This is a genomic window from Streptomyces sp. NPDC014882 (assembly GCF_043081325.1).
Lineage (GTDB): Bacteria > Actinomycetota > Actinomycetes > Streptomycetales > Streptomycetaceae > Streptomyces.
On the sequence record NZ_JBIBWL010000002.1, the window covers coordinates 650,826 to 677,795 of the forward strand.

The following is a 26,970-nucleotide window of genomic DNA, read 5'->3' on the forward strand; positions in this document are numbered from 1 at the left end:
AGGACACCCACCATGCGCCGCGCCTTGATCGTCGTAGACGTGCAGAACGACTTCTGCGAGGGGGGCAGCCTCGCGGTGTCCGGCGGTGCCGACGTCGCCGCCGCCATCACCGAGCTGATCGGGCAGGCCCCCGCCGGGTACCGGCACGTGGTGGCCACCCGCGACCACCACATCGCCCCCGGCGGACACTTCGCCGACAACCCCGACTACGTGCACTCCTGGCCCGCGCACTGCGTCGCGGGCACCGAGGGCGTCGGCTTCCACCCGAACTTCGCCCCGGCGGTCGCCTCCGGCGCCGTCGACGCGGTCTTCGACAAGGGCGCCTACGCCGCCGCGTACAGCGGGTTCGAGGGCGCCGACGAGAACGGCGTCACACTGGGCGACTGGCTGCGGACCCGCGGCATCGACGAGGTGGACGTGGTGGGCATCGCCACCGACCACTGCGTGCGGGCCACGGCGCTGGACGCGGCCCGGGAGGGCTTCCGCACCCACGTCCTGCTCGACCTGACCGCCGGGGTCGCCCCGGAGACAACCGAGCGGGCGCTCGAGGAGCTGCGCGGGGCGGGCGTGGAACTGTCGGGCAAGCCGGTCGTGTTCTGAGCCCGCAGGGCCCCCGGGGCGCCTGCGTCCGGACCGGGCGCGGACGGGACGCGGTCCGGGCACGGACGGGGACGGCCAGAGGCGGGCCGGGCGGGCCGGGGGCGGACCGGGGGCGGACCGGGGGCGGGCCGGGAGGGCCGGCGGTCACGGGCCCGGCCCCGCGTCCCCGGCGTGATCCGCCGGACGGGCCCTACGTCCCGGTGGCCGCCGGGCGGCGGAGCAGCGCGCGGATCGGGCGCCACGGTTCGGGCACGCCGATCAGCGGGGTGACAGCGTTGTCAGCGCTGTCGGGGGCCGTTCGCCATATCAGGCCGTCGGGGTGGTGCAGGACCGCGGTGATCTCGTCCGGGCTGGGCGGAGCGGCGTTGCCCCGCAGGTAGACGGCGCGCAGACCCAGGTTGCGGAGCCTGGTCAGGGCTCGGGCGCGGTTCTGGGCGACGACGAGGAAGCGGACGGCGGCGCCGCCGTCGGCGGCGGGACTGGGCAGGTTCAGCGCCACCACCACCGAGCCGTTCGGCAGTTTGCAGAAACCTCCTGCGGCCATGCGGTCACACCCCCGTGCGTGTCGGTGCCGGAGCGGTCGCCCCCGGGACTGTCAATAAGAAGAGCACAGGAGGCACCTAAACACGATCGGCGGCAACCCGCCAGGGGTTGCCGCCGATACGCTTCTGACCTGCCGGAACGTCGACTACTTGGTCGACGGACCCACCTTCACGGTGACCGTCGAGCCGCTCAGGGGCTCGTTGACGATCTTGATGGAGGTGTTGGTGTCAGTGATCTTGACACCCGCGGCCGGGTTCGACGCGTCGTAGTAGGTCGACCTGCCGTCGTCGAAGACCGGGACGCCCGGGCGGGCCTTGATCTTCGTGGCGACGTCGGCCTTGTGCAGCGTGATCGCGTCGGTCGGGTACCAGCTGAAGGGGGAGTCGAAGGCCTGGACGCGGTTGCGCATCAGGGTGCCGTCGGACCACTTCAGCGGGGTCGGGTGCGAGTCGACCGGGAGGATCAGGCCCTCACCCGGGTGCTGGCTGGTGTTGTCGTCGGCCTGGGAGGTGTCCCACTTCCAGATCAACAGGCCGTTCTGGTACGGGTAGTGCTCCACCCAGTCCGGACGGGTCGTCGAGAAGCCGTAGTTGTACGGGCCGACCTTGAGGACCTTGTCGTACGAGACGTACTGGCGGTTCTCGGCGATGTAGTACTGCGCGTAGTCGTCCGTGATGGCGGAGCCGATGCGGCTGAAGCCGTTGGCCGTCCACGCGGCGTCCGCGCTCTCCGCGTCGTCGGAGAACAGGGCGGCGCCGTCCGCGGTCACGGTGATCTCGTCGGCCGCGAAGCCCTTCTGGGCCACGCCGCCGTCGGTGGCGTAGCGGAAGCGGACGTCGATCTTCTGGCCCGCGTAGGCGTCCAGGGAGTACGTCAGCTTCTGGTAGGCGTCGACCGTGCCGGTGAGGGCGGGCTTGCCGCTGCCGTCGCGCGGGACGGCCGAGCCGTCGGCGAGCTTGCCGTCGACCGGCGTCCAGTTGGAGCCGTCCGTGGACACCTCGGTGTAGAGGTAGTCGTAGTCGGCCTCGATGTCCCACCAGCCGTCCAGCGACAGCGCCGCCGTCGACTTGCCGGTCAGGTCGACCGAGCGGGTCAGGGTGTTGCGCAGGTCGTCACCGCTGCCGCTCCACCACTGCGTGGCGCCCTGGGCGGGCGCGACGACCTCGGTGGTGACGGTCTTCTCGGGCAGGGAGACGATGAGGGCCTGCGGGTTCTTGGTGTTGTACTCCGCGACGCCCAGCGTGTGGCGGGACTTGACGCCCGCCTTGGCGACCTCGTAGTCCAGCCAGCCGAGCTGGAGCTTGTCCCAGGAGTTCATGTCGCCGGGCAGGTCGCCGATGGAGTCCTTGCCGGTGCCGAGCCAGGAACCGGAGGACATCAGCGTCCAGAAGCCGGTGGAGTTCTCGCCGCCCGCCGTGTCGTACTCGTCGGGCAGGCCGAGGTCGTGGCCGTACTCGTGGGCGAAGACGCCCAGGCCGCCGTTCTCCGGCTGGATGGTGTAGTCGCCGACCCAGATGCCGGTGTCGCCGATCTGGGTGCCGCCGAGCTTGTTGGTGTCCGGGCCGGTGGAGCCGGCGTCGGTGCCGAAGGCGTACCAGCGGTGGGCCCAGATGGCGTCCTCGCCCTGGGCGCCGCCGCCCGCGGACTCGTCCTCGCCGGCGTGCACGATCTGGAAGTGGTCGATGTAGCCGTCGGACTCGTTGAAGTCGCCGTCGCCGTCGAAGTCGTAACGGTCCCACTGGTCGTACCCGGCCAGTTCGGCCTTGATCTCGGCGGCGGTGTCACCGGCGGCCTCGCGCTCGGCGACCCACGCGTTGACGCCGTCCTGCACGGCGTACCAGGCACCGGTGGAGGCGTCGTTGGAGCCGTAACGGGCCTCGTTGTAGGGGACCTTGACCCAGTCGGTGACCTCACCGTCGACCGAGTAGCGGCCCGAGGACTGCTTCTCGTAGTACTTCTTCAGGGACTCGGTGCCCGCGGCGGTGCCGAAGTACAGATCCTGGAAGTGCTTCTGGTCGTAGTCCGCCTGCCAGGCGGTGCTGTTGTCCTTGGTGCGGTCCGGCTGCGCGATCTGGTTGTGCAGCGGACCGGGGGTGCCGCCGTAGCGGCTGTCTATCTGATCGCCGAACTCGACGAGGATCGTGAAGATCTTGTCGGTCTTCTCGCGGCCGAGTTCGACGTACTTGCTCTCGCCCTTGCGGCTGTCGAGCTGGACGACCTTGGAGCCGTCCCGGTTCTTGACCGTGGCTTCGCCGGAGATGACCTGCTCGAGGGCTTCCTCGCGCTGGGCCTCCTGCGTCTTGCTGAGCGGCCCGTCGAAGTCGTGTTCGCGGGTGTCGGCCGGCTGCGGGTCGTGCCGGTCCACCGCCGGGGTGTCGGCCGGCGCGTTGTCGGCCGCCTGTGCCACGGCGAACGTCGAGAACGTCGCCGAGGCCGCCGCGAGGGCGACGACCGTGGCGGCCGTCCTGAACGTCCAGGATCTGCTGGTCACTTGATTGCCTCCCCTAACGCGTGCCGGACGCGCGGAAGGGGGATCCATGTCAAGGGAAGTCCGCGCGCGGTTATACGCGTGTAGTCAAGTGACGCCATTTGACTACTGCTTCATCGGAAAAGACAGACCTTGACTTGAACAGGTCAACGCATTATTGGAAGCGTGCGTTCGCATTGCGGACACGTCACGGTCATGTGACGGGCGCGTGGTCCCGTCCGGCAGGCGGACGTCATGACTCCGTGCGCCCCCTGTGCACCGGCACCGTGTGTCAGCTCACGCTTACCGCTCGTTCCCGTCGGGCATGCAGCCGAATAGAGTCGAGACCGCCCCCGCTTCCGAGGACACGATTGCCATGCCTCGTCCGACTGTCGCACAGCTCGCGTACGGTTCCTGCACCGTCATCCTCTCGACGCTCGTCATGCTGCTGCTGTCCCGGACGAGTTCGGGCTCGCTCGTCGCGGTCATCGCCGTCACCGCGCTCGCCCTCGGCGTACTCGTCGCCATGACGCTGCCGGCCCCGCGCCGCCGGACCGCCGGCGTCACCGTGGCACGCTCCACCGTGGACGAGCCCGCACCCACCCCGGTCGCCGCGGCGCCCGGGCCGGTGCGGGAGCCGTCGGCACGCTGAACGGCACGACGGGAGGGTCCGCGCCGGTACGGAGCGGGCCCTCGCCGGCGCGGTGACGTCACGTCAGTCGACGCTGACGACGACCGTCTTGGCGGCCTTGTCGTGCAGTCCCTGCTTGTAGGGCTTGTCGAAGAAGCTCCAGCCGCCGCAGATCGCCGTCCACAGACAGGCGCAGCAGAACGCGAACGGCACCCACAGCACGAGGGCGCGCACCAGTGAGGTCTGCACGGAGGGCGTGGAGCCGTCGTCGAGGTCGGCCACGCGCAGGCCGAACCACTTCTTCCCCAGCGTGCGGCCGGACCTGGCGGTCATGAAGGTGTCGTAGGCGATGTACAGCACGGCGGCCACGACGGACTGGGCGAGCGACTTGCCGACCTCGATGTTGTCCGCGGCGTACTCGTTGACCCCGAAGCCCCACGTCAGCAGCCACACGACGACGGCCACCAGGATCATGTCGACGATCCGCGCCAGCGTGCGCTTGCCGCTGTCGGCGAGCGGGGGCATCCCGGAGAGCGGGTCCGCGGGGTAACCGCCGTAGGGGTCCCCGCCGTAGGGGTCCCCGCCGTAGGGTCCGCCCCCGTACGGCGGTTGCTGTCCGCCTCCGTACGGGGGCTGCTGTCCGCTCGAACCGCCGTGCGGGCTGTCGTACGGCGAACCCTGCGGGCCCTGCCCCGGTCCGTGCGGGGGCTGCTGCGGGGGCTGCTTCCTGAACGGATCGTCCTCCGGCGGCTCGCCGCCGGACCCGGGGGGCGGTTCGGTCGTCATGGCCCGAGTCGAACGCGAACCGCCCGCCCCCGCATCCGGCGAGCGGCCGTCCGGGGGTACGGGACGCGCGGGCCGTTCGTGGCGGGGCCGCTACCCCGCCACGAACGTGTGCGCCGCCTTGTCGTGCCAGCACTGGCGCCACGGCCTGTCGAACAGGCCCCACACGATGCCGATGATCCCGACGGCGAGGAGACCCGGGACGCTGTAGACGAGCCAGCGGCGCAGGGCGAGGCCGAACGACGGGGGCTCGTGGCCCTCGATGTCCCGCACCTGCAGACCGAACAGCTTCTTGCCCAGGGTCCGGCCCCATCTGGCGGTCGGCAGCGCCTCGTACACGACGCCGAAACAGATCAGGACGGCCAGGACCACGCCGAGGTACACCGACGTGGTGCCGTCCAGCAGCCAGACCGTGACGGTCTCGCCGGTGAGTTCGGCCGCGTCGATCTTGTCGTTGACGTGCTCGACCGCCTTCAGGCCGAGCGGGACCGCCGCCGTGCCGGTGACGGCCGCGAGGACGAGCGTGTCGACGAGCCGCGCGCCCAGCCTCCGGCCGAGCCCGGCGGGGCGCGCCGCCGCCTGGCGGCGGGCGGCGGCCTGGAACACGTCGTCCACCGGCGGCTTCCACGGCACCACGGGCTGGTCGTCCCCGGCGCCCGCGAGCCGGTGCACCTGCTGCGCCCAGGACTGCTGTCCGCCTCCGGGACCCACGGCCATCGGCGCACCGCCGACGCCCGGCCCGGCCGCCGGGGGCCCGTCGGCCTGCCCGGGGAGGCCGGGGGCGCCCGGAGTGCCGGAAAGGGGCAGGGCCCCCTGCGCGGGGGCGGCCTGCGGGACCGGGGCGGGAGCGGGCTGCGGGACCGGGGCGCTCCGGGCGGGCACGGCCTGCGGGGTCGGGACGGGGGCGCTCCGGGCGGGCACGGCCTGCGGGGTCGGGACGGGGGCGCTCCGGGCGGGCACGGCCTGCGCCGCCGCGGCGCGGTCGGCGGCTGCCTTGCCCGCGCCGAATCCGGGCTTCCCGGGAGCGGCGGGAGCACCGGGCGCACCGGCCGCGGCCGGACCCGCCGCACCGAAGCCGGGGCCGGGGCCGGGGCCGGGATCGCCCGGCCCCCCGGAACCCGGCGGGCCGAATACCCCCGCGCCGGGTTCGCCGGTGGCGGAGCCGCTCGCGCCGCCCACGCCCACCGGCCCCTGGGGGCCGGCGCCCGCCTGCTCCGGGGCGCGCGGGGACGGCGTACGGAAGATCATGGTGCCCTCGTCCGCGGCCGCGGGGCCCACGGTCGGGCGGCGCGACATGAAGGTGGAGTCCGGCGCGGCGTCGGGCGGTGCCGTGCGGGGGTCCGGGGTCAGGGGGCCCGGCTGGGGGCCGCCCCAGGAGACGCGGCGGTCCTGGTCGCCGCCGAAGCCGGACTGCCGGGAGCGGTCGGCGCCCCACGCGGAGGCCGGTTCGGGCCGGCCGCCGTACTGCTGCGGATCCTCGTCGAAGAAGTGCGGGCCCGTCTCCTCGACGGAGGCCGGAGCCGGGACCGGAGTCGGGGCCTGGGGCTGGGGCTGGACCTGGGGCTGGGCGAGGGCGGGGGACGAAGCCGGGGCCGGGGACGCTCCCGGAGCGGGGGACGACGCCGGGGCCGCTCCCGGAGCGGCGAGCGGTTCGCCGCCGGACGGCGCGGGCCGGCTGGTGCCGGGCACCCAGGAGGAGCCGTTCCAGTACCGCACGTAGCCGGGGATGGACGGGTCCGGGTAGTACCCCTCACGGGGGCTGTCGTCGCCTGGTGCCGGGGTTGGGGCGCTCATGTCCGTCGTCCCGTATCTGCTCGGGGGTGGGATGGGGGCCTCCACATCTACCAGACGGGCGCAACTCCCATCGCCGGTCCGGCCGGACCCACTCCTTTCCGGGCAACGGTGTGCACGCGACGCACAGGTTCGGACCGTCCGCGAAAAAGTTCCCCGAACCCGCGTAACGGTCGAATCCGAAGTCGCTCTCCCTCCCGTACGCATCCACAGCGAGAGGAGAACGGACATGCACCACATCGTGGTGGAACGGGAGCTGGAACTGCGGCTGGTCCTGTCGCCGGAGCACAGCGTCGCGGTGCCGGCGCGGCTCGGCTACCGCAGCGACGACCCCTTCGCCGTCCACGTCAGCTTCCACATCGACTCGGAGTGCCCCGTCCACTGGACGTTCGCCCGCGATCTCCTCGTGGAGGGCGTGTTCCGGCCGTGCGGGCACGGGGACGTGCGGGTGTGGCCGGTGAAGGCGGACGGGCGCGACGTCGTGCTGATGGCGTTCGGCTCACCCGACGGCGACGCGCTGCTGGAGGCGCCCGCGGAGCAGGTGTCGGCCTGGCTGGAGCGGACGCTGCGGGCGGTGCCCCCGGGGACCGAGGGCGGGCGGCTCGACGTCGACGAGGCGCTGGCCGGACTGCTCGCCCCGCCTCCGGCGGACGAGCCGCGGCCGTACGACCCGTGGCCGTGCGAGCCGTGGCCGTCGGACGAGCCGAAGGACGGCGAGCGACGGCGAACGACGGGGCCCGACGGGACGGGACTCGACGGGACGGGACTCGACGGGACCGGGCTCGACGGGACCGGGCTCGACGGGACGGGACTCGACGGGGCGTGACGGGGCGAGGCTCAGAACAGCTTGCCGGGGTTGAGGATGCCCAGCGGGTCGAAGACCTGCTTGATCCGCCGCTGCATCTCCAGGCCGACGGGGCCCAGTTCGCGCGCCAGCCACTCCTTCTTCAGCACGCCCACGCCGTGCTCGCCGGTGATGGTGCCGCCCAGTTCCAGGCCGAGCGCCATGATCTCGTCGAAGGACTCGCGGGCGCGCCGTGCCTCGTCGGGGTCGGCCGCGTCGAAGCAGACGGTGGGGTGGGTGTTGCCGTCGCCCGCGTGGGCGCAGACCCCGATGGTGAGGCGGTGCTTCCGGGCGATGCGCTCGACGCCCTCGAGCATGTCGCCGAGGCGGGAGCGGGGCACGCACACGTCGTCGATCATCGTCGTGCCCTTGACCGCCTCCAGGGCCACCAGCGCGGACCGCCGGGCCTGGAGGAGGAGTTCGGACTCGGCGGCGTCCTCGGCGGGGACGACCCGGCTCGCGCCGGCGGCCTCGCACAGCGCGCCGACGGCGGCGAGGTCGGCGGCCGGGTCCGGGGTGTCGAAGGCGGCGAGGAGGAGGGCCTCGGTGGTCTCCGGCAGGCCCATGCGGGTCAGTGCGTTGACCGCCCCGACCGTCGTGCGGTCCATCAGTTCGAGGAGGGAGGGGACGTGGCCGCCGGCCATGATGCGGCAGACGGCGTCGCAGGCGGCGCCGGCGGAGGGGAACTCGGCGGCCAGGACGAGCTGCCGCGGCGGCCGCGGCCTGAGCGCCAGGGTGGCGCGGACGACGACGCCGAGGGAGCCCTCGGAGCCGACGAACAGGCGGGTGAGGTCGTACCCGGCGACGCCCTTCGCGGTGCGGCGGCCGGTGGACATCAGCCGTCCGTCGGCGAGGACGACGTCCAGGCCGAGGACGTACTCGGCGGTGACGCCGTACTTCACGCAGCACAGGCCGCCGGAGGCGGTGCCGATGTTGCCGCCGATCGTGCACGTCTCCCAGCTGGAGGGGTCCGGCGGGTAGTACAGGCCGTGCTCGCCCACCGCGCGGGACAGCGCGGCGTTGACGACTCCCGGTTCGACGACGGCGACGCGGTCGACGGGGCTGATCTCCAGGATGCGGTCCATCTTCGTCAGGGAGAGGACCAGGCAGCCGTCGGAGGCGTTGGCGGCGCCCGACAGGCCGGTGCGGGCGCCCTGCGGGACGACCGGGACGCGCAGCTCGGTGGCGGTGCGCAGGACGTGCTGGACCTGTTCGACCGTGCGCGGCAGCACGACGGCGGCCGGGGTGCCGGCCGGGCAGAAGCTCGCCATGTCGTGGGCGTAGGAGGCCGTGACGTCGGGGTCGGTGAGGACCGCCTCGGCGGGCAGGCCGTCGAGCAGTCGGTCGAGGAGGTTGCCGGTCACCTCGTCGCGAGGGGCTTCGATGCGGCTCATGATCACAGCGTCGCACCCGCCGCCATCGGTGTGAACCCCGCCTGCGGCACCCGGCCGACACCGGCGCGCGGTCGTCGCCCTGGCGCACAGTGAGCGCCATGGAGAGCGCTGCCGAGACCGCCGAAGCCCCCGCCGACGCCGAAACCCCCGCCGACGCCGAGACTCCCGCCGACGCAGCGGCCGCCGCGGCGCGGGCCGGGGCGGGGAAGGCCCGCTCCCGGCGGCGCCGGCGGGTGTCGGCCGGCTCGGTGGCCGGCGCCCTCGTGCTGGGCGGGGTCCTGTGGTGCCTGCCCGGCGAGGAGGCGGGCCGGCCGGCGCCGGGGCCCGCCGCGGGGGCGCAGGCACAGGCGGCGGTGCGGACCGGGACGGCCGCCGCGCTGCCCGCTCTGGAGGCGCTGATCGACGAGCACGAGGCGCGGGTGCGCGCCCGTCCGCGGGACGCCCGCTCCTGGGCGGTCCTCGGCGCGGCCTACGTCGAGCGCGGCCGGCGCACCGCCGACGCGGCCGTCCTCTACCCCGAGGCCGAGCGGGCGCTGCGGACCTCCCTGTCGGTGCGCCCCGCGGGGAACACCGAGGCCCTGGTCGGGCTGGCCGCCCTGGCCAACGCCCGCCGGGACTTCCCGGCCGCGCGGTCCTGGGGCGAGGCCGCGCGCGAGCGGGCTCCGAAGCGCTGGACGGTGTACCCGCAGCTGATCGACGCCTACACCGGGCTCGGCGACCACAAGAGGGCGGCGGCCGCGCTGGAGCGGCTGCTGGAACTGCGCTCGGGACCGGTGGCGCTGGGGCGGGCGGCGGCCGTCTACCGGGACCAGGGCCGGCGCGAGGACGCGGCGGCGGCGCTGTCGGACGCGGCGGCCGGGGCGGCCGCTCCCGCCGAACGGGCGGCCTGGCTGGAGCGGGCAGGGCAGCTCGCCTTCGAGCGCGGCGACCGGGAGCCGGCGCTGCGGTACTTCCAGGAGGCGGTGCGCCTCGACCCCGACCAGCGGGCCGCGCAGGCCGGGCGGGGGCGGACGCTGGCCGCGCTGGGCCGGACGTCGGAGGCGCGGGCCGCGTACCGGGCGGCCCTGGCCGGGCAGCCGCTGCCGCAGTACGCGCTGGAGCTGGGCGAGCTGTACGAGTCGCTGGGGATGCCCGAGGCGGCGGGCGCGCAGTACGACCTGCTGCGCGAGCGGGTCCGGCGGGAGGCGGCGGGCGGGGTGGACGGGGCGCTGGTGCTGGGCCGGTTCGAGGCCGACCACGGCGATCCGCAGGCGGCCGTGCGGCGGCTGCTGGCGGAGTGGCGGCGCCAGCCGGGGATCGAGGTCGCCGACGCGCTGGGCTGGGCCCTGCACCGGGCCGGGCGGCACAAGGAGGGGCTGCGGTACGCCGTGACCGCCACCGACCGGGCGCACGAGGGCACGGTGCGCAGCGCGCCGTACCTCTACCACCGGGGCATGATCGAGCTGCGGGTGCGGCGGGAGGGGGCGGCGCGGCGGCATCTGGAGGAGGCGCTGCGGATCAACCCGTACTTCTCCCCGCTGCACGCGCGGACGGCCCGCACGGCGCTGGTGGCGCTGGGCGAGCCGTCGGTGGCGCGGGTGCCGGACTTCTCGTGACCGGCGGCCGGCGGCCGGCTGTCAGAGGTTGCCGCGCTTGGCCTGTTCGCGTTCGATCGCCTCGAAGAGGGCCTTGAAGTTGCCCTTGCCGAAGCCCATCGAGCCGTGGCGTTCGATGATCTCGAAGAAGACGGTCGGCTTGTCCTGGACCGGCTTGGTGAAGATCTGGAGCAGGTAGCCGTCCTCGTCGCGGTCGGCGAGGATCTTCAGCTCGCGCAGGGTCTCGACGGGGACGCGGGTGTCGCCGACCCACTCGCCGAGGGTGTCGTAGTACGAGTCGGGGGTGTCGAGGAACTGGACGCCGGCGGCGCGCATGGTGCGGACCGTCTGGACGATGTCATTGGTGTTGAGGGCGATGTGCTGGACGCCCGCGCCGCCGTAGAACTCCAGGTACTCGTCGATCTGCGACTTCTTCTTCGCGATCGCGGGCTCGTTGATCGGGAACTTGACCTTGAGCGTGCCGTCGGCGACGACCTTCGACATGAGGGCGCTGTACTCGGTGGCGATGTCGTCGCCCACGAACTCCTTCATGTTGGTGAAGCCCATGACGTCGTTGTAGAACCCCACCCACTCGTTCATCCGGCCGAGTTCGACGTTGCCGACGCAGTGGTCGATCGCCTGGAAGGTGCGCTGGGCGGGCGGCTCGACGATCGGGCTCGCGGCCACGTAGCCGGGCAGGTAGGGGCCGTCGTAGCCGCCGCGCTCGACGAGGGTGTGGCGGGTCTCGCCGTAGGTGGCGATCGCGGCCAGCACCACGGTGCCGTGCTCGTCCTTCAGCTCGTACGGCTCGGCGACCGAACGGGCGCCGTGCTCCAGGGCGTAGGCGTACGCGGCGCGGGCGTCCGGGACCTCGATGGCGAGGTCGACGACGCCGTCGCCGTGCTCGGCCACGTGCCGTTCGAGGAAGTGGCCCCAGGCGGTGTCGGCCTTGACCACCGAGGTCAGGACGAAGCGGGCGGAGCCGTTCTCCAGGACGTAGGAGGCGGTCTCGCGGCTGCCGTTCTCCGGTCCGGAGTAGGCGACCAGCTTCATGCCGAAGGCGGTGGAGTAGTAGTGCGCGGCCTGCTTGGCGTTGCCCACGGCGAAGACGACCGCGTCCATTCCCTTCACCGGGAAGGGGTCGGCCTGCCGGGCGGTGTCGGGGGTGTGGTGTGTGGTCTGCGTCATGGCCGAAGCGTCGCGCCACCCTGCAAGGTGCGCAATAGTTCGTCGTACCGCTGGTCATCATGTGCAGTGGCACGGCGGTCCCGGCGGCTTTTCTGTACAGGGTGACCATCTCGGAGGCGGGCGTGGCGATCGATCATCTGGACGGGCGGATCATCGTGCTGCTGGCGCGGGAGCCGCGGATCGGCGTGCTGGAGATGTCCCGGCGGCTGGGGGTCGCCCGGGGGACGGCGCAGGCGCGGCTGGACCGGCTTCAGTCGAACGGAGTCATCCGCGGGTTCGGTCCCGAGGTGGACCCGGCGGCGCTCGGCTACCCGGTCACCGCGTTCGCCACGCTGCAGATCCGGCAGGGCCAAGGCGCCGACGTGCGAGCCCACTTGGCGTCGGTGCCGGAGGTGCTGGAGCTGCACACCACCACCGGCACCGGGGACATGCTGTGCCGTCTGGTGGCCCGTTCCAACGCCGATCTCCAACGGGTCATCGACCGGGTCGTCGGCTTTGATGGCATTGTCCGGGCCTCCACCGCGATCGTGATGGAGAACCCTGTGCCCCTGCGGGTCATCCCGCTGGTGGAGCAGGCCGCGGACGATCGGGAAGGGCCTGGCCGGACGACGGGGTGAGGGCGTGTGAGCTTCTGGGAGTACCTGGGCAACCGGCATCAGCAGCTGCTCACCGACGCCTACCAGCACGCCAGCGTCGTCTTCCAGTGCATGGTCCTGGCCACGCTGATCGGCGTGCTGCTCGGGGTCGCCACCTACCGCAGCGATTGGGCCGGCAACCTCGCCACCACGGCCACCTCCACCGTCCTCACCGTCCCGTCCCTGGCCATGATCGGTCTGCTGATCCCGGTGGTGGGCCTGGGCGTGCCGCCGACGGTGATCGCGCTGACGCTGTACGGGCTGCTGCCGGTCGTGCGGAACTCCGTCGTGGGGCTGCGGGGTGTCGACCCGTCCCTGGTGGACGCGGCCCGGGGCATCGGGATGTCCGGCGTGATGCGGCTGGCGCGGGTCGAGCTGCCGCTGGCCTGGCCGCCGATCCTGACGGGCATCCGGGTCTCCACGCAGATGCTGATGGGCATCGCCGCCGTCGCCGCCTACGCCTCCGGGCCGGGCCTGGGCAACGAGATCTTCCGCGGTCTGGCCTCCCTGGGCAGCAAGAACGCGCTCAACCAGGTGCTCGCGGGCACGCTCGGCATCATCGTGCTGGCCCTGCTGTTCGACGCCGCCTACGTCGTCGTCGGCCGGCTGACGATCCCGAGGGGGATCCGTGTCTGAGTCCCACGGCGCCGCGATCGAGCTGGAGAACCTCACCAAGCGCTACCCGGGCAGCGCGGCTCCGGCCGTGGACAACGTGAGCATGGAGATCAAGGCGGGCGAGATCGTCATCTTCGTCGGGCCGTCCGGCTGCGGGAAGTCGACGACCCTGAAGATGATCAACCGGCTGATCGAGCCGAGCGGCGGCCGCATCCGCATCGGCGGCGAGGACGTCACCGACATCGACCCGGTGAAGCTGCGCCGCAAGGTCGGTTACGCCATCCAGGCCTCGGGGCTGTTCCCGCACATGACGGTCGCGCAGAACGTCGCGCTGGTGCCGGGGATGATCGGCTGGCCGAAGGGGCGCATCAGGGACCGGGTGGAGGAGATGCTCGACCTGGTCGGGCTGGACCCCGGGGAGTTCCGCCACCGGTATCCGCGCCAGCTCTCCGGCGGTCAGCAGCAGCGGGTGGGCGTGGCGCGGGCGCTGGCGGCCGATCCTCCGGTGCTGCTGATGGACGAGCCGTTCGGCGCCGTGGACCCGATCACCCGCGACCACCTCCAGGACGAGCTGATCCGGCTCCAGCACGAGCTGCACAAGACGATCGTGTTCGTCACCCACGACTTCGACGAGGCGATCAAGCTGGGCGACCGGATCGCGGTGCTGCGCGAGCGCTCGCACATCGCCCAGTTCGACACCCCGGAGGCGATCCTCACCAACCCGGCGGACGACTTCGTGTCCGGGTTCGTGGGCGCCGGGGCGGCGCTGAAGCGGCTCAACCTCACGCGCGTACGGGACGTGGAGGTCACCGGGTGTCCGACGGTGAGCGTCGACGACCCGCTCCAGACCGTCTTCGACCGGATCCGCTCCAGCGGGACGAACGAGATCCTGCTGCTGGACAGGCGCGGCCGGCCCTACAAGTGGCTGCGGCGCGGCGACCTGATGCGGGCCAAGGGCTCGCTGGCCCGCGCCGGCACGCTGGTGACCGACACGGTGACCCGGGACGCGACGCTGCGGGACGCCCTGGAGGCGGTCCTCACCGACAACACCGGGCGGGTCGCGGTGACCGGGCGGCACGGCGAGTACACCGGGGTCGTCGACATGGAGACGCTGATGAACTCGGTGCACGAACTGCTGGAGGCCGACCGGCTGGAGGCGCTGGAGTCCCAGCACGAACTGGAGGAGGTCCGAGCCGCGCAGACGCACGCGGAACAGGAGGGCCCCGGCGGGGAGGCGAAGGCATGAGCACCTCCGAGCCGGCCGGCCTGGTGGAGCGGGAGGAGCCCCCGGCCGCGCCGCCCGCTCCCCCGCGCCGCCGCGTCGGCTGGCCGAAGCTGGTCCTCGTGCCCGCGTTCGTGGTCGCGATGCTGCTCGCCACCTGGCTGTGGTTCGCGCAGGCGGACCTGGACACCGTCTCCGAGAACGCGCTGGCCGAAGGACAGGTGTCCAAGGCGCTGTGGCAGCACATCCAGCTGACGGTGATCTCGACCTTCTTCGTGCTGGTCATCGCGATCCCGCTCGGCATCCTGCTGACCCGGCCCGCCTTCCGCAGGGCCACGCCGGTCGTGATGGCCCTCGCCAACATGGGCCAGGCCACCCCCGCGATCGGCCTGCTCGCCCTGCTGGTGATCTGGCTGGGCATCGGCCGCCGGGCGGCCCTGATCGGGATCATCGCCTACGCCGTCCTGCCGGTGCTCTCCAACACCGTCGCCGGCCTGAAGGCGAACGACCCGACGCTGCTGGAGGCCGCCCGCGGCATCGGCATGTCCCCGCTCGGGGTGCTCACCCGCGTGGAACTGCCGCTGGCGGTGCCGCTCGTCCTCGCCGGTGTGCGTACGGCGCTGGTCCTGAACGTGGGCACGGCCACCCTGGCGACCTTCGGCGGGGGCGGCGGGCTGGGCGTGCTGATCACCGCCGGCATCACCAACCAGCGCATGCCGGTGCTGGTGCTGGGTTCGGTCCTGACCGTGGCGCTGGCCCTGCTGGTCGACTGGCTGGCCTCGCTGGCCGAGGTGCTGCTGCGGCCGCGCGGACTGGAGGTGGGGCGGTGAGAAGGACGCCGTGCGCTCTCGCGGCGCTGCTGGTGCTGGCCTCCGGCTGCGGGCTGACCAGCGGTTCCCCCATGGTCGACGACGTCTCCCCCGGCTCGATCGGCAAGGGGGAGCCGCTCAGGGGCGCCGATCTCACCGTGACGTCGAAGTCGTTCACCGAGAGCCTCATCCTCGGCGCGATGCTGGGCATCGCCTTCGAGGCGGCGGGTGCGGACGTCCTGGACCGCACCGGCATCCAGGGCTCGATCGGCGGCCGCGAGGCGATCCGCAAGGGCGACGCCGACGCCATGTACGAGTACACGGGCACCGCCTGGATCACGTACCAGGGCAACAGCGAGCCCATCACCGACCCGCGGCGGCAGTGGGAGGCGGTGCGGGACGCCGACGTGCGCAACGGGGTGACCTGGCTGCCGCAGTCCCGGCTGAACAACACCTACGCGCTGGCGATGAACCGGGCGAACCACGAGAAGTACGGCACGAGGACGCTGTCGGAGGTGGCCGCGCTGTCCCGGTCCGACCCGAAGGCCGTCACGCTGTGCGTGGAGGGCGAGTTCGCCAACCGCGCGGACGGGCTGCCGGGCATGCAGAAGGCGTACGGCATGGACGTGCCGACGGACCGGATCACGCAGATGGACACCGGGATCATCTACACGCAGACGGCGAAGGGCAGCTGCACCTACGGGGAGGTGTTCACCACCGACGGCCGCATCAGGTCCATGGACCTGGTGGTGATGGCCGACGACAAGAAGTTCTTCCCCAACTACAACGCGGCGCCCGTGATCAACACCGGCACCTTCGAGAAGTGGCCGGCCATCGCCGAGGTCATCGACCCGGTGACCGCCAGGCTGGACAACGCGGTGGCGCAGGAGCTGAACGCGAAGGTGGACGTGGACGGGGAGGATCCGCACCAGGTCGCGCTGGACTGGATGAAGGCGGAGGGATTCGTGAAGTAGGCGGTTCCTTCCGTTCCCGTGGCGGATTTCGTGGGGAATCTGTGATCGGTCTGCACGATTTCCGACTCATACCGCGCGCACGCCTTTCAGAATTGACCGGAAACCGATGCTCCTCCCTGTGCGCCACGCCCTCCGGGCAGGGGAGCAGGGGCAGTTGACGCCCGCGACCGCCCGTCGCGCGGGAGGGACACCGGGAGAAAAGCACCATCCCGGGGTTACCACGATGCCCGTTTCCACCAGCGGCTTTGCGACGAATTCGGCTCCTCGGCAGGCTGGGCGAGCAGTGAGATCACCACCCCCGGCGCAATGACTAGCATGAGCCGGTACCCGGATCGGAAAATCACATCTTTCTCGCTCCCGGGCCTGCGGCCGTCGTGTCGGTCGATCCGTTCTTCCTGCTCTCGAGGACCGAGGAACCGCGGAATGCCTCTGCCTGCACCACACCGTCAGCGTCGGTCAGCCGAACCCTCCCCCGCCTCGTCGGCCGTACCCGTGACCGTGCTGCTGCTGAGTGCCGCAGCCGCGGGTGCGGCCGTCGCCCTGGCCCCCTCCGCGGCCCGCACCTGGACGGTGGTCACGGCCGTGGCCGCCTGGTGCTGCGTGGCGGCCGCCGTCCTCGTCTGCGGCCTGCTGCTCCGGCGGGTCCGCCGCACCGCCGCGGCGACGGACGCCGAGGTCGCCCGGCTGACCGCGCAGTCGGCGCAGCGGTCGGCCGAGTCGGCGCACCTGGTGAACGTCACCGTGCCCGCCCTCGTGAGCCGGCTGCGGGAGGGCGCCCGGGCGAAGGACGCCCTGGAACAGGTGACGCTGCCCGCCGACGTCCAGCTGCGCCGGACCGTGGAGGCCTTCAGCTCCGCGGTGGAGCAGGTCGTGCAGTACGCGGCGGCCACGGACGCCGAACGGCTGCGCGCCCGCGAGGAACTGGCCCAGGTCACCGAAGAGGTGGCGCAGGTGACGCGGACGGTCCTGCCCGACGTGGTGGGGCAGTTGCGGGAGGGCAACTCGGCCGACACCGTGCTCGCCGGGTGGGAGTGGCCCCCCTCCTCCCTGCTGCGCTCCCCCGTGGAGGCGTTCGTACGGGAACTCGCCCGCAGCGAGCGGCGGGCCGCCGCCGCGCAGGCCGCCTCCGCGAAGGCCCTGAGCCGGGTGCAGGCCAAGACCGTGAGCATGCTGGCCGATCTGCGCGAGATGCAGGAGCGGCACGGCGAGGAGGTCTTCGGCGACCTGCTGAAGCTGGATCACGGCACCTCCCAGCTGGGTCTGATGACCGACCGGCTGGCCCTCCTCATGGGCGGTCGGTCCAGCCGCGCCTGGAACAAGCCGATCGTGATGGAGAGCATCCTGCGCGGTGCGGCCGGCCGGATCGCGGCGTACCAGCGCGTACGGCTGCACTGTTCCACGAGTGCCGCGATCTCCGGGTTCGCCGCGGAAGGCGTGATGCACCTGATCGCCGAACTCATGGACAACGCCGCCAACTTCTCGCCGCCCATCGACGAGGTCCACGTCTACGTCGACGAGCACAGCGCCGGGCTCGTCGTCACGATCGAGGACAGCGGCCTGAAGATGTCGGACGCCGCGATGCGGCACGCCGAGGAGGCCGTGGCGGGGCACATGACCGACCTCGCCTCGCTGCCCGGCACCCGGCTCGGCCTGGCCGTGGTCGGCGGGCTCGCCGTCAAGTACGGCATCAGCGTCAACTACCGGCCCTCGTCCCGCGGCGGCACCGGCGTCGTCGTCCTGCTGCCCCGGCAGCTGCTCGCCCAGCGGCGGGACACCGCACCGCAGGAGACCGCACACCGGCCCGCCGTGGCGACGACCGCGCCGGAGACCGCACGGGCCACGGCGGGCACCGCGCAGCCGACGACGGGCGGAGTGTCCATGCCGGGTGAAGAGTCCGTGCCGGGCGGGGTTCCGGGGACGAGCGGGGTTCCGGGAACGGGCGGAGTGCCCGCTCCCGCCGTGCGACCGGCCGCCGCCCCTCCCGCGGCACCGGCACCGGCACCGGCTGCGGCCTCGACACCGGCTGCGACTCCGGCTGCGGCTCCGGCCTCGCCTTCGTCGGAGGTCCGCGGTCGTGACGCGTCCCGCCGTCCGGTGGCGGCGACGCCGAACGGCCTGCCCGTCCGCGCCCCCGGCCGCACGATGGCCGAGGCCGAACAGGAACGGCAGCAGCGCAGGACGGCGGCCGACTCCCCCGCGCCGGGCGGCGCACCGGGACAGACCCCTCCCGGCGCGCGCGACGCGGGCACCCGCTTCGGTGCCTTCCACAGCGGGCGCACCTCCGCCGGCGAAGCCGGCCCGTCCGGGACCGGCACCGCGCCCGAGCCGCCGGCCGCCCGGTAACCCCACGTCCTTCCCCTCCGGCGCCGGAGCCACGGCGCCCCCTTCCCCGCTTCAGCTCGTGAGATTGGAGGAACGGGCCGGTGACCTGGGCTTTTGGGCCCTACCGTCCCCACACCTACCATGCAGACCACCGACAACAGCCTCACCTGGCTTCTGCAGGGCCTTCTGGAGCGCGTTCCCGGCGCCCGGCACGCCCTGGTCCTGTCCCGGGACGGCCTGAAGCTGTGCTGGACCGAACACCTGGCGCTCGACCAGGCCGACCAGCTGGCAGCCATCTGCTCGGGCATGCAGGCCCTCGCCCAGGGCGCGTCCGTCGAGTTCGGCGACGGGAGCGGTGGTGTCCGCCACTCCATGACCGAGTTCCACGGCGGTCAGCTCTTCATCGTGCAGGCGGGCGACGGCGCGCATCTGGCGCTCCTCTGCGCGGAGAGCGCCGACCCCGGAGTGGTGGGTCACCAGATGACCGAGCTGGTCGAGCAGATCGGTGAGCACCTGCGGGCCGAGCCCCGCGGGGGCACGCAGGGGAGCGCATCGTCGTGACGCGTCGGCCCGTGGACACCGGCGACCCCGACCGCCTCTACACGATCACGGGCGGGCGCAGCCGCGCGGACGACGCATTCGACCTGGTCACCCTGATCGTCAGTGAGAGCGCTCCCACCGCCGGGATGCAGTCGGAGCACGCGCGGATCCTGGATCTGTGCCGGCATCCGACGGCCCTCGTCGAGGTCGCCGCGGAGATGAAGCTGCCGATCACGGTGGTGCGCATCCTCCTCGGCGACCTGCTCGCCATGGGCCGTATCACCGCCCGTCACCCACCCGCGCCGCGGTCCCTCGCCGCGCTCCCCGACTCCGCCCTACTCATGGAAGTGCTGCATGGGCTCCGCAACCTCTGACCTGCCCTCCCTGCGTACGCCCCTGTCCGACGCCGCCGAGACCGGCCTGAAGATCGTCGTCGTGGGCGGCTTCGGGGTCGGCAAGACGACCCTGGTCCGCTCGGTCAGCGAGATCCGTCCGCTCAACACCGAGGAGGTGATGACGCAGGCGGGGGTCGGTGTCGACGAGACCCGGCAGGTGGCCGCGAAGACCACCACGACGGTCGCCTTCGACTTCGGCCGGATCAGCCTCAACAAGCGCATGGTGCTGTACCTGTTCGGCGCACCGGGCCAGGAGCGGTTCTGGTTCCTGTGGGACCGGCTCTTCTCCGGCACCCTCGGCGCGGTCGTCCTGGTCGACACGCGCCGGATGGACGACTCCTGGTACGCGATCGACCGGCTGGAACACCACAGGACGCCGTTCGTGGTGGCCGTCAACCGGTTCGACGACGAACCCGACCGGTACTCCCTCGACGAGATCCGCCAGGCGCTCGCCCTGCCCGCGCACGTGCCCCTCGTCGACTGCGACGCGCGCGTCCGGTCGTCGGGCAAGGACGTGCTGATCACCCTCGTGGACCACCTCTACGAAATGGCCATGGCCCAGGAGATGACATCGTGACCGACACCGGATCCCTTCCCCCGCACGCGCCCGGCCCGGGGTGCCCCGCGCACGCGGGCGCCGTGCGGCTGGGCGGTCTGGAGTACCAGCAGACACCGGCGCAGCTGTACCGGTCCCTGCGCCGGGAGCACGGCGCGGTGGCGCCCGTGCTGCTCGACGGGGACATCCCCGCCTGGCTGGTCCTCGGTTACGCCGAGGTCAGCTACGTGACCGGTCACGACGAGCTGTTCGCCCGCGACTCGCGGCGCTGGAACCAGTGGGAGAACATCCCCGCCGACTGGCCGCTGCTGCCGTTCGTCGGGTACCAGCCCTCGGTGCTGTTCACCGAGGGCGAGGAGCACCGGCGGCGGGCCGGCGTCATCACCGAGGCGCTGGAGGGCGTCGACCAGTTCCAGCTCTCCCGCGACTGCCGGCAGCTCGCCGACCGGCTCATCGCGTCGTTCGCCGGCAGCGGCCGGGCCGAGCTGATGAGCATGTACGCGCACGCGCTGCCGATGCGCGCCGCGGTCCAGATGTGCGGGATGCCGCACACGGGTGAGGCCACGCAGCAGCTCGTCGAGGACCTGCGGATCTCCCTGGACGCCGCGGAGGGCGACGACCCGGTGGCCGCGTACACGCGCGTGGGCGAGCGGATCCAGCAGCTGGTCAAGGAGAAGCGGGAGCGTCCGGGGCCGGACGTCACCTCGCGCATGCTGCAGCATCCGGCCGGGCTGACCGACGAGGAGGTCGTGCAGGACCTGATCTCCGTCATCGCCGCGGCGCAGCAGCCGACCGCCAACTGGATCTGCAACACGCTGCGGCTGCTGCTCACCGACGAGCGGTTCGCCGTCAGCGTGTCGGGGGGCAGGCTCAGCGTGGGCGAGGCCCTCAACGAGGTCCTCTGGCTCGACACCCCGACACAGAACTTCATCGGCCGCTGGGCCGTGCGCGACACCCAGCTCGGCGGGCGGCTGATCCGGGCGGGCGACTGCCTGGTGCTGGGGCTCGCCGCGGCCAACACCGACCCGCAGATCTGGCCCGAGTCGCACGTCGGGGCGGAGAGCTCCGCGCACCTGTCGTTCAGCAGCGGGGAGCACCGGTGCCCCTACCCGGCCCCGCTGCTGGCCGACGTCATCGCCCGCACCGCGGTGGAGACCCTGCTGGAACGCCTGCCCGACCTGGTCCTCACGGTGGAGCCGGAGGAACTCACCTGGCGCCCGTCCATCTGGATGCGCGGCCTGCACTCGTTGCCGGTGGAGTTCACCCCGATGGTGCGGTAGCGGGGGACCGGCGGGGGCGCGCAGGCGGCAGACGCGTGCGGTCGGCGGGGACCCGCCGACCGCGGGGGCGTGCGGCGGCGGGGCGTGCGGCGGCGGGTCCCCGCCGGTCCGGTCCGGTCGACCGCCCCGCCGCCGTGCGCGGACGACGCACCCCGCACTGCCGCCGCAGCCGACGTGATGAGAACGCCCGCGGTGCGGGGTGACGGCCGTACGGGGGGAACGGCCGTACGGGGGGACGGCCGTACGGGGGGACGGCCGTACGGGGGGACGGCCGTACGGGGGGACGGCCGCCCGCGCGCGGCCCGGGTCCGCGGCGGTCAGCCGGCGACGGGGGTGAAGCGCACGGGCAGCGTCTGCGGTCCCCGCGTGAAGACGCCCTGTTCCACGAGTTCGGCGCCGTCGGCGAGGCGGAGGTCCGGCATGGCGTCGAGGAGCTGGCCGACCCCGATCTCGACCTCGGCCTTCGCAAGCAGGGCGCCGACGCAGAAGTGGCGGCCGAGCGCGAAGGAGAGGTGGTCGGCGGCGGCCGAGAAGGCGGTGGTCGTGGTCAGGTCGTCGCGGAAGATGTCGAACCGGTCCGGCTCCCGGTAGCGCCTCTCGTCCCGGTTGGCGGCGCCGATCAGGCAGGTGACCGTGGCGCCGGCCGGTACGACACCGCAGCTGAGGGTGACCTCGGTGGCCGACTGCCGCATGATCATGTGCACGGGGGGCGTGTAGCGCAGCGTCTCGGCGAAGGCGCGGGCGATGAGGCCGCGGTCCTCCCGGACGGCCGCCAACTGCTCGGGGTGCTGCAGCAGGTTGGCGAAGATGCCCGCGATCGCCTTGTCGGTGGTCTCGCCGCCCGCGGCGAGCAGCAGGCTGCAGAAGGCCTTGATGTCCTCGTCGCTCATCCGCACGCCGTCGACCTCCGCGGCGCACAGCGTCGACAGCAGGTCGTCGCCCAGGTTGTCGCGGCGCTCCCGGATGATCGGCACCATGTACTCGGCGAACTCCACCCGGGTGCGCTCCCCCGCCGCCGCCACCTCGGGGTCGCCCGAGAGGTTGCCGAGGAAGGCGATGACCGACGTGTACCAGCGGTGGAACCGGGCGTGGTCGGCCTTGTCCAGGCCCAGCATGTCCGCGATCACGTTGACGGGGAAACGGGTCGCGTAGTCGGACACCAGGTCGGCGGAGCCGGTGGACCGGAAGGCGTCGATCAGCTCACGGGAGTTGCGCTCGATCACCGGCAGGAACTTCTCCTGGAGGTCGCTGCCGCGGAAGGCGGGGGCGACCAGGGCCCGCCGCACCGCGTGCTCCCGCCCGCTGAGCTGGAGGATCGTCTTGCCGTGCACGGGCTCGATCTGCCAGGAGTAGTTGTCGGTGGTGAACTCGCCGCCCTTGTCCTTGAAGACGCGCTCCACGTCCTCGTAACGGGAGACGACGTAGCTCTGCGTGGGCTCGTGCCAGAAGAGGGGGGCGCTCTCACGCATCACGCGATAGGCCCGGTAGGGATCCGCGGCGAACTCGGGCGAGAGGATGTCGGGGACCTGCTGAGCGGTGGACATGGATCTCCCTGGGACCGGTAACAGGCTTACCGCACAAGGTTATTGATCATCCGACGGCCGGGACAGCCTGTCCCGGCCAGCTGTTCAACGATGGACGATCCTTGGCCGAAAAGCGCCCCCGTCCGGAAGCTAGCAGCTCGGCACCGAGCCCTGGTCCTTCTCCAGCTCGACGAGGGAGTCGACGGCGCCCTCGAGGGTGGTCACCGGGATCAGGCGCAGCCCCTCGGGCAGTTCGGACTTGGCCTCGGAGCACTCCGCCCTCGGCACCAGGAAGACGGTGGCGCCGTCCCGGCGGGCGGCCTGCGTCTTCAGCGCCACCCCGCCGACCGCGCCGACCTTGCCGTTCGCGTCGATGGTCCCGGTGCCGGCGATCGTACGGCCGCCCGTGAGGTCGCCGCCGCTGCCGTCGCCGTCGAGCCGGTCGACGATCCCCAGGGAGAACAGCAGGCCCGCGCTGGGGCCGCCGACGTCGGCGAGCCTGAGCGTGACCTCGATGCCGTCGTCCGTGCGGTCGAGGTACCTCAGCGCGGCCTCGGTCGCGGTGTCCTGGGACTTCTCCATCTGCTCGGTGTTGTACCGCTCGATCTCCTTGGTGCTGTCCCCCGCGGGGTAGACCGCGTCACGCGGCATCACGGCCTGGTCGGTGCGGAACCAGCCGTCGATCACCTCGCCCAGGGTGACGTGCGTGTCGGGGCCGGTCGCCTCGATGGTCGTCATCCGCAGCTGCCCGGTCGTGTCGCGGGTGGGAGCGCCGGAGATCGTGATGACGGGGGTGCCCTTGTTGTCGCCGAGGACGTTCGCCGTCATCCCCGGCTGCGCCACCGAGAACGGCAGCGGCGCGAACCCCGCGGTGGCGAGCAGCGCCACGAGCGGAAGGGCGCAGACGGCGAGGGCCTGGGGACGTGTGAGGCGTGAGAGCACGCGCCCAATCTAACGCGCGCCCCGGCCCCGGCCGCGCGCCGGTGCCCGGCCCGCAGCCCCACGGCGACCCGCGGCGGCCCGCGGGCACGCGTCCCGCCGGCCGCGGCCCCGGCGTCCGGTCCGGCCCACGCCGGACGGCCCCGCTCACTGCCCGCCCGCGCCCTCCCGCCCTCCGCCCGGCGGCCTGCGATCAGCGGTCGGTCACCAACGGCCTGCGGCCTGCGGTCAGCGGCCTGCGGCCGGCGGTCGGTCACCAACGGCCTGCGGTCAGCGGCCTGGGACAGGCGACCGGTCCGGCGACCGGCCGACCGGTGACCGGCCGAGCAGCGGGCGGGCAGCGGGCGGTGGGTCAGCGCAGCGCCTCCGCCACCTCCCGGGCCGCTTCCATCACCCGCTGGCCGACCCGCTCCGGCACCGCGTCGGCCAGCATCACGACCCCCACGCTGCCCTCCACGCCCGTCACGCCCAGCAGGGGCGCCGCGGCCCCGCTCGCGCCGGCCTCCAGTTCGCCGTGGGTCAGGGTGTACCCGGGGTCCCCGGAAGCCCTCCGCTGCCGGGCGGACAGGATCGCCTTGCCCGCCGCGCCCCGCTCCAGGGGATGGCGGAATCCGGCCCGGTAGGCCACGTGGTAGTCGGTCCACGTCGGTTCGACCACGGCGACGGCCAGTGCCTCGGCCCCGTCGACGAGCGTCAGGTGCGCGGTGGCCCCGATGTCCTCGGCCAGCGACCGCAGCGCGGGCAGCGCGGCCTCCCGCACCAGCGGGTGCACCTGCCGGCCCAGCCTCAGCACCCCGAGCCCGACCCGGGCTCGTCCGCCCAGGTCGCGTCGCACGAGGGCGTGCTGTTCCAGTGTGGCGAGCAACCGGTACACGACGGTGCGGTTCACGCCCAGTTTGTGGGATAGCTCGGTGACGGTCAGCCCGTGGTCGGTGTCGGCCAGCAGCTTGAGGACCCGCAGTCCCCTGTCGAGCGTCTGAGAGGTCTCCGCGGTCACGACGCCCACTCCTTAGTGGTGAGGTCGGCGGCCCCACGGCGGCGGATGCGTCGCCGAGTCCCGTCAGCGACGCGCGTCAGAGGCCGCCGATCGGCAGAGGGGTCCGGTGGATCCGGACCCGGTCGCTTCACGGCTGCGCTCCGCGGCGGCGCTGCCACGGGGCGTGTGCGTAGCGGGACAGTAGCGAAGCAGGTTCGCTCAGCGGAAGGCTCCGTCCAGAATCCGGGCAGTGGCCGGTGGGGACTACCTGTGTTTGTCCCCATACGTACGGTGCGCGATCCGGCGCCGACCGCCCCACCGGCGCGCGGTGGACACCCCGGGGGGTCACTTCCGCTTGCGGGCACCCCTTCCGTCGCGGACACCTCTTCCGCTTACGGGCCCCACTCCCCTCCACGGGGGTCACTTCCGTCCGCGGGGGTCGCTTCCGTCCGCAGGCGTCACTTCCGTCCGCAGGCGTCACTTCATGCGGGTCGCCCACTCCTGCACCTTGGCGATGCGCTGCCGCAGCTGCCCCGCCGTCGCCTCCGCGCTCGGCGGCCCGCCGCACACCCGCCGCAGCTCGGTGTGGATCACCCCGTGCGGCTTGCCGCTCTGGTGGACGTACGCGCCGACCATCGTGTTGAGCTGCTTGCGCAGCTCCATCAGCTCCTTGTGGGAGACCACCGGGCGCCGCTCGGCCGGCAGCTCCAGCAGGTCGGCCTCGGTGTCCGGCTTCTTGCGGCTGTGCGCGATCTGCTTGGCCTGCCGCTTCTGCAGGAGCAACTGCACCTGCTCGGGCTCGAGCAGCCCGGGGATGCCGAGGTAGTCCTGCTCCTCCTCGCTCCCGGGGTGGGCCTGCATGCCGAACTCGGCGCCGTTGTACATGACCCGGTCGAAGACGGCGTCGGACTCCAGCGCCTCGAAGGGCAGCATGTCCTGCTCGCCGGTGTCCTCGTCCTGCTCCCGGTTCGCCTCGTCCATCTCCTTCTCGGACTCGGCGTACGGGTCCTCCTCGCCCTCCTTCTTCGGCTTGTCGAGGACGTGGTCGCGCTCGCGCTCCATCTCGTTGGCGAAGCCGAGGAGGTCGGGCACGGTCGGCAGGAACACGGAGGCGGTCTCGCCGCGCCGCCGCGACCGCACGAAACGGCCGACGGCCTGCGCGAAGAACAGCGGCGTGGAGATGGTGGTGGCGTACACGCCGACCGCGAGGCGCGGCACGTCGACGCCTTCCGACACCATCCGCACCGCGACCATCCACCGGTCGGTGCCGCGACTGAACTCGTCGATCCGGTTCGACGCGCCGGCGTCGTCGGACAGCACGAGGGTCGCCTTCGATCCGGTGATCTCCCGGATCAGCTTGGCGTAGGCGCGGGCCGACTCCTGGTCGGAGGCGATGACCAGCGCGCCCGCGTCCGGTATGGCCTTGCGGACCTCGGTGAGCCGCTGGTCGGCGGCGCGCAGCACGCTCGGCATCCACTCGCCGCGCGGGTCGAGCGCCGTGCGCCAGGCCTGGCTGATCGCGTCCTTCGTCATCGGCTCGCCGAGCCGCGCGGCGATCTCGTCGCCGGCCTTCGTGCGCCAGCGCATGTTGCCGCTGTAGGAGAGGAAGATGACGGGCCGCACGACGTTGTCCGCGAGGGCGGAGCCGTAGCCGTACGTGTAGTCGGCGGACGAGCGGCGGATGCCGTCGTCGCCCTCCGCGTACGTCACGAAGGGGATCGGGTTGGTGTCGGAGCGGAACGGCGTACCGGTGAGCGCGAGCCGCCGCGTGGCCGGCTCGAACGCCTCCAGGCAGGCCTCGCCCCAGGACTTGGAGTCACCGGCGTGGTGGATCTCGTCGAGGATGACGAGGGTCTTGCGCTGCTCGGCCCGGTTGCGGTGCAGCATCGGCCGCACGCCGACGCCCGCGTACGTCACGGCGACACCGTGGTAGTCCTTGCTGAGCGGCCCGGCGCTGTACTCGGGGTCCAGCCGGATGCCGATCCGCGCGGCCGCCTCCGCCCACTGCTTCTTCAGGTGCTCGGTGGGCGCCACCACGGTCACCTGCTGCACGACGTGATGGTGCAGCAGCCAGGAGGCGAGGGTCAGCGCGAAGGTCGTCTTGCCGGCGCCGGGGGTGGCGACGGCGAGGAAGTCGCGCGGCTGCTCCTGGAGGTACTTCTCCATCGCCCCCTGCTGCCAGGCACGCAGCTTGCCGGCGGTGCCCCAGGGGGCCCGGCCGGGGAAGGCGGGGGAGAGGTGGTGCGAGTGGGAGGCGGTGCTGGCGCTGGCGGTGGTAGTCACGGTCTCCGTCGTGGGGCTCGGGCGGCTCGGCTACGTAGAACGACCGGGCCACCCTACCGGCGGGCCGACACGGCCGACGCGCGGAC

At 72.8% G+C, this 26,970-nt stretch carries 23 protein-coding genes and 1 pseudogene; 14 read left to right on the plus strand and 10 right to left on the minus strand.

Annotated features, from left to right (window positions below; translation table 11 throughout):
• Nucleotides 1–12: 12 nt before the first annotated feature.
• Nucleotides 13–600: a nicotinamidase gene (locus ACF09K_RS07485; RefSeq protein WP_392241548.1), complete on the plus strand. Its 588-nt coding sequence runs from the start codon at nucleotides 13–15 to the stop codon at nucleotides 598–600.
• A gap of 190 nt (nucleotides 601–790) precedes the next feature.
• Here ACF09K_RS07485 and ACF09K_RS07490 read toward each other — a convergent pair whose 3' ends face one another.
• Both ACF09K_RS07490 and ACF09K_RS07495 read right to left on the minus strand, forming a co-directional pair.
• Entirely contained in the window at nucleotides 791–1,144 is a 354-nt protein-coding gene (locus ACF09K_RS07490; protein WP_392241549.1) for a hypothetical protein, read from the minus strand.
• A 144-nt stretch (nucleotides 1,145–1,288) separates the two neighbouring features.
• A complete protein-coding gene (locus ACF09K_RS07495) occupies nucleotides 1,289–3,634 on the minus strand; it encodes an immune inhibitor A domain-containing protein (protein WP_392241550.1) in 2,346 nt (781 codons plus the stop codon).
• A 352-nt stretch (nucleotides 3,635–3,986) separates the two neighbouring features.
• Here ACF09K_RS07495 and ACF09K_RS07500 point away from each other — a divergent pair, with 352 nt between their 5' ends.
• Nucleotides 3,987–4,262, plus strand: coding sequence for a hypothetical protein (locus ACF09K_RS07500; protein WP_392241551.1), 276 nt, complete (start codon nucleotides 3,987–3,989; stop codon nucleotides 4,260–4,262).
• 63 nt (nucleotides 4,263–4,325) lie between these two features.
• Here ACF09K_RS07500 and ACF09K_RS07505 read toward each other — a convergent pair whose 3' ends face one another.
• A complete protein-coding gene (locus tag ACF09K_RS07505) occupies nucleotides 4,326–5,027 on the minus strand; it encodes an RDD family protein (RefSeq protein WP_392241552.1) in 702 nt (233 codons plus the stop codon).
• 90 nt (nucleotides 5,028–5,117) lie between these two features.
• On the minus strand, nucleotides 5,118–6,818 hold the full coding sequence (locus ACF09K_RS07510; protein ID WP_392241553.1) for an RDD family protein: 1,701 nt from the start codon (nucleotides 6,816–6,818) through the stop codon (nucleotides 5,118–5,120).
• A gap of 226 nt (nucleotides 6,819–7,044) precedes the next feature.
• Here ACF09K_RS07510 and ACF09K_RS07515 point away from each other — a divergent pair.
• Nucleotides 7,045–7,533, plus strand: a pseudogene (locus ACF09K_RS07515) (SsgA family sporulation/cell division regulator); the annotation flags it as partial.
• A gap of 119 nt (nucleotides 7,534–7,652) precedes the next feature.
• Here ACF09K_RS07515 and ACF09K_RS07520 read toward each other — a convergent pair.
• Nucleotides 7,653–9,059 (minus strand): FAD-binding oxidoreductase, encoded by a 1,407-nt coding sequence (locus tag ACF09K_RS07520; protein ID WP_392241554.1) that lies wholly within the window; start codon nucleotides 9,057–9,059, stop codon nucleotides 7,653–7,655.
• Nucleotides 9,060–9,151: 92 nt separating this feature from the next.
• Between ACF09K_RS07520 and ACF09K_RS07525 the strand changes: the two genes are divergently transcribed.
• Entirely contained in the window at nucleotides 9,152–10,648 is a 1,497-nt protein-coding gene (locus tag ACF09K_RS07525; protein ID WP_392241555.1) for a tetratricopeptide repeat protein, read from the plus strand.
• Between the two features lie 21 nt (nucleotides 10,649–10,669).
• Here the strand turns inward: ACF09K_RS07525 and hppD are convergent, their stop codons facing one another.
• Nucleotides 10,670–11,815, minus strand: a complete 1,146-nt coding sequence (gene hppD / locus ACF09K_RS07530; RefSeq protein ID WP_392241556.1) for a 4-hydroxyphenylpyruvate dioxygenase — start codon at nucleotides 11,813–11,815, stop codon at nucleotides 10,670–10,672.
• 122 nt (nucleotides 11,816–11,937) lie between these two features.
• Here hppD and ACF09K_RS07535 point away from each other — a divergent pair, with 122 nt between their 5' ends.
• The 10 genes from ACF09K_RS07535 (at nucleotide 11,938) to ACF09K_RS07580 (ending at nucleotide 21,163) form a co-directional block, all read left to right on the plus strand.
• The gene (locus ACF09K_RS07535; RefSeq protein WP_392241646.1) at nucleotides 11,938–12,432 is read left to right on the plus strand and encodes an Lrp/AsnC family transcriptional regulator; all 495 of its coding nucleotides are present in this window, start codon (nucleotides 11,938–11,940) and stop codon (nucleotides 12,430–12,432) included.
• 6 nt (nucleotides 12,433–12,438) lie between these two features.
• Entirely contained in the window at nucleotides 12,439–13,086 is a 648-nt protein-coding gene (locus ACF09K_RS07540) for an ABC transporter permease (RefSeq protein ID WP_392241557.1), read from the plus strand.
• Entirely contained in the window at nucleotides 13,079–14,311 is a 1,233-nt protein-coding gene (locus tag ACF09K_RS07545; protein ID WP_392241558.1) for a betaine/proline/choline family ABC transporter ATP-binding protein, read from the plus strand. The genes ACF09K_RS07540 and ACF09K_RS07545 overlap by 8 nt, the downstream gene beginning before the upstream one ends.
• Nucleotides 14,308–15,117, plus strand: coding sequence for an ABC transporter permease (locus ACF09K_RS07550; protein WP_392241559.1), 810 nt, complete (start codon nucleotides 14,308–14,310; stop codon nucleotides 15,115–15,117). The genes ACF09K_RS07545 and ACF09K_RS07550 overlap by 4 nt, the downstream gene beginning before the upstream one ends.
• Entirely contained in the window at nucleotides 15,114–16,070 is a 957-nt protein-coding gene (locus tag ACF09K_RS07555) for a glycine betaine ABC transporter substrate-binding protein (RefSeq protein ID WP_392241560.1), read from the plus strand. Before ACF09K_RS07550 ends, ACF09K_RS07555 begins: the two co-directional genes overlap by 4 nt.
• Nucleotides 16,071–16,493: 423 nt before the next feature.
• Entirely contained in the window at nucleotides 16,494–18,413 is a 1,920-nt protein-coding gene (locus tag ACF09K_RS07560; RefSeq protein WP_392241561.1) for an ATP-binding protein, read from the plus strand.
• A 120-nt stretch (nucleotides 18,414–18,533) separates the two neighbouring features.
• On the plus strand, nucleotides 18,534–18,953 hold the full coding sequence (locus ACF09K_RS07565; RefSeq protein ID WP_382783735.1) for a roadblock/LC7 domain-containing protein: 420 nt from the start codon (nucleotides 18,534–18,536) through the stop codon (nucleotides 18,951–18,953).
• Nucleotides 18,950–19,306, plus strand: a complete 357-nt coding sequence (locus tag ACF09K_RS07570) for a DUF742 domain-containing protein (RefSeq protein WP_363088542.1) — start codon at nucleotides 18,950–18,952, stop codon at nucleotides 19,304–19,306. The genes ACF09K_RS07565 and ACF09K_RS07570 overlap by 4 nt, the downstream gene beginning before the upstream one ends.
• Nucleotides 19,287–19,904 carry an ATP/GTP-binding protein gene (locus ACF09K_RS07575; protein WP_392241562.1) on the plus strand — a complete coding sequence of 206 codons (618 nt, stop codon included), beginning with the start codon at nucleotides 19,287–19,289 and terminating at the stop codon, nucleotides 19,902–19,904. Before ACF09K_RS07570 ends, ACF09K_RS07575 begins: the two co-directional genes overlap by 20 nt.
• Nucleotides 19,901–21,163, plus strand: coding sequence for a cytochrome P450 (locus ACF09K_RS07580; RefSeq protein ID WP_392241563.1), 1,263 nt, complete (start codon nucleotides 19,901–19,903; stop codon nucleotides 21,161–21,163). The genes ACF09K_RS07575 and ACF09K_RS07580 overlap by 4 nt, the downstream gene beginning before the upstream one ends.
• 317 nt (nucleotides 21,164–21,480) lie before the next feature.
• Here ACF09K_RS07580 and ACF09K_RS07585 read toward each other — a convergent pair whose 3' ends face one another.
• The 4 genes from ACF09K_RS07585 to ACF09K_RS07600 form a co-directional block, all read right to left on the minus strand.
• On the minus strand, nucleotides 21,481–22,707 hold the full coding sequence (locus ACF09K_RS07585) for a cytochrome P450 (protein WP_392241564.1): 1,227 nt from the start codon (nucleotides 22,705–22,707) through the stop codon (nucleotides 21,481–21,483).
• 129 nt (nucleotides 22,708–22,836) lie between these two features.
• The gene (locus ACF09K_RS07590; RefSeq protein WP_392241565.1) at nucleotides 22,837–23,628 is read right to left on the minus strand and encodes a PDZ domain-containing protein; all 792 of its coding nucleotides are present in this window, start codon (nucleotides 23,626–23,628) and stop codon (nucleotides 22,837–22,839) included.
• A 349-nt stretch (nucleotides 23,629–23,977) separates the two neighbouring features.
• Nucleotides 23,978–24,622 (minus strand): IclR family transcriptional regulator, encoded by a 645-nt coding sequence (locus ACF09K_RS07595; RefSeq protein WP_392241566.1) that lies wholly within the window; start codon nucleotides 24,620–24,622, stop codon nucleotides 23,978–23,980.
• Between the two features lie 456 nt (nucleotides 24,623–25,078).
• A complete protein-coding gene (locus tag ACF09K_RS07600; protein ID WP_392241567.1) occupies nucleotides 25,079–26,884 on the minus strand; it encodes a DEAD/DEAH box helicase in 1,806 nt (601 codons plus the stop codon).
• Nucleotides 26,885–26,970 lie beyond the last annotated feature (86 nt).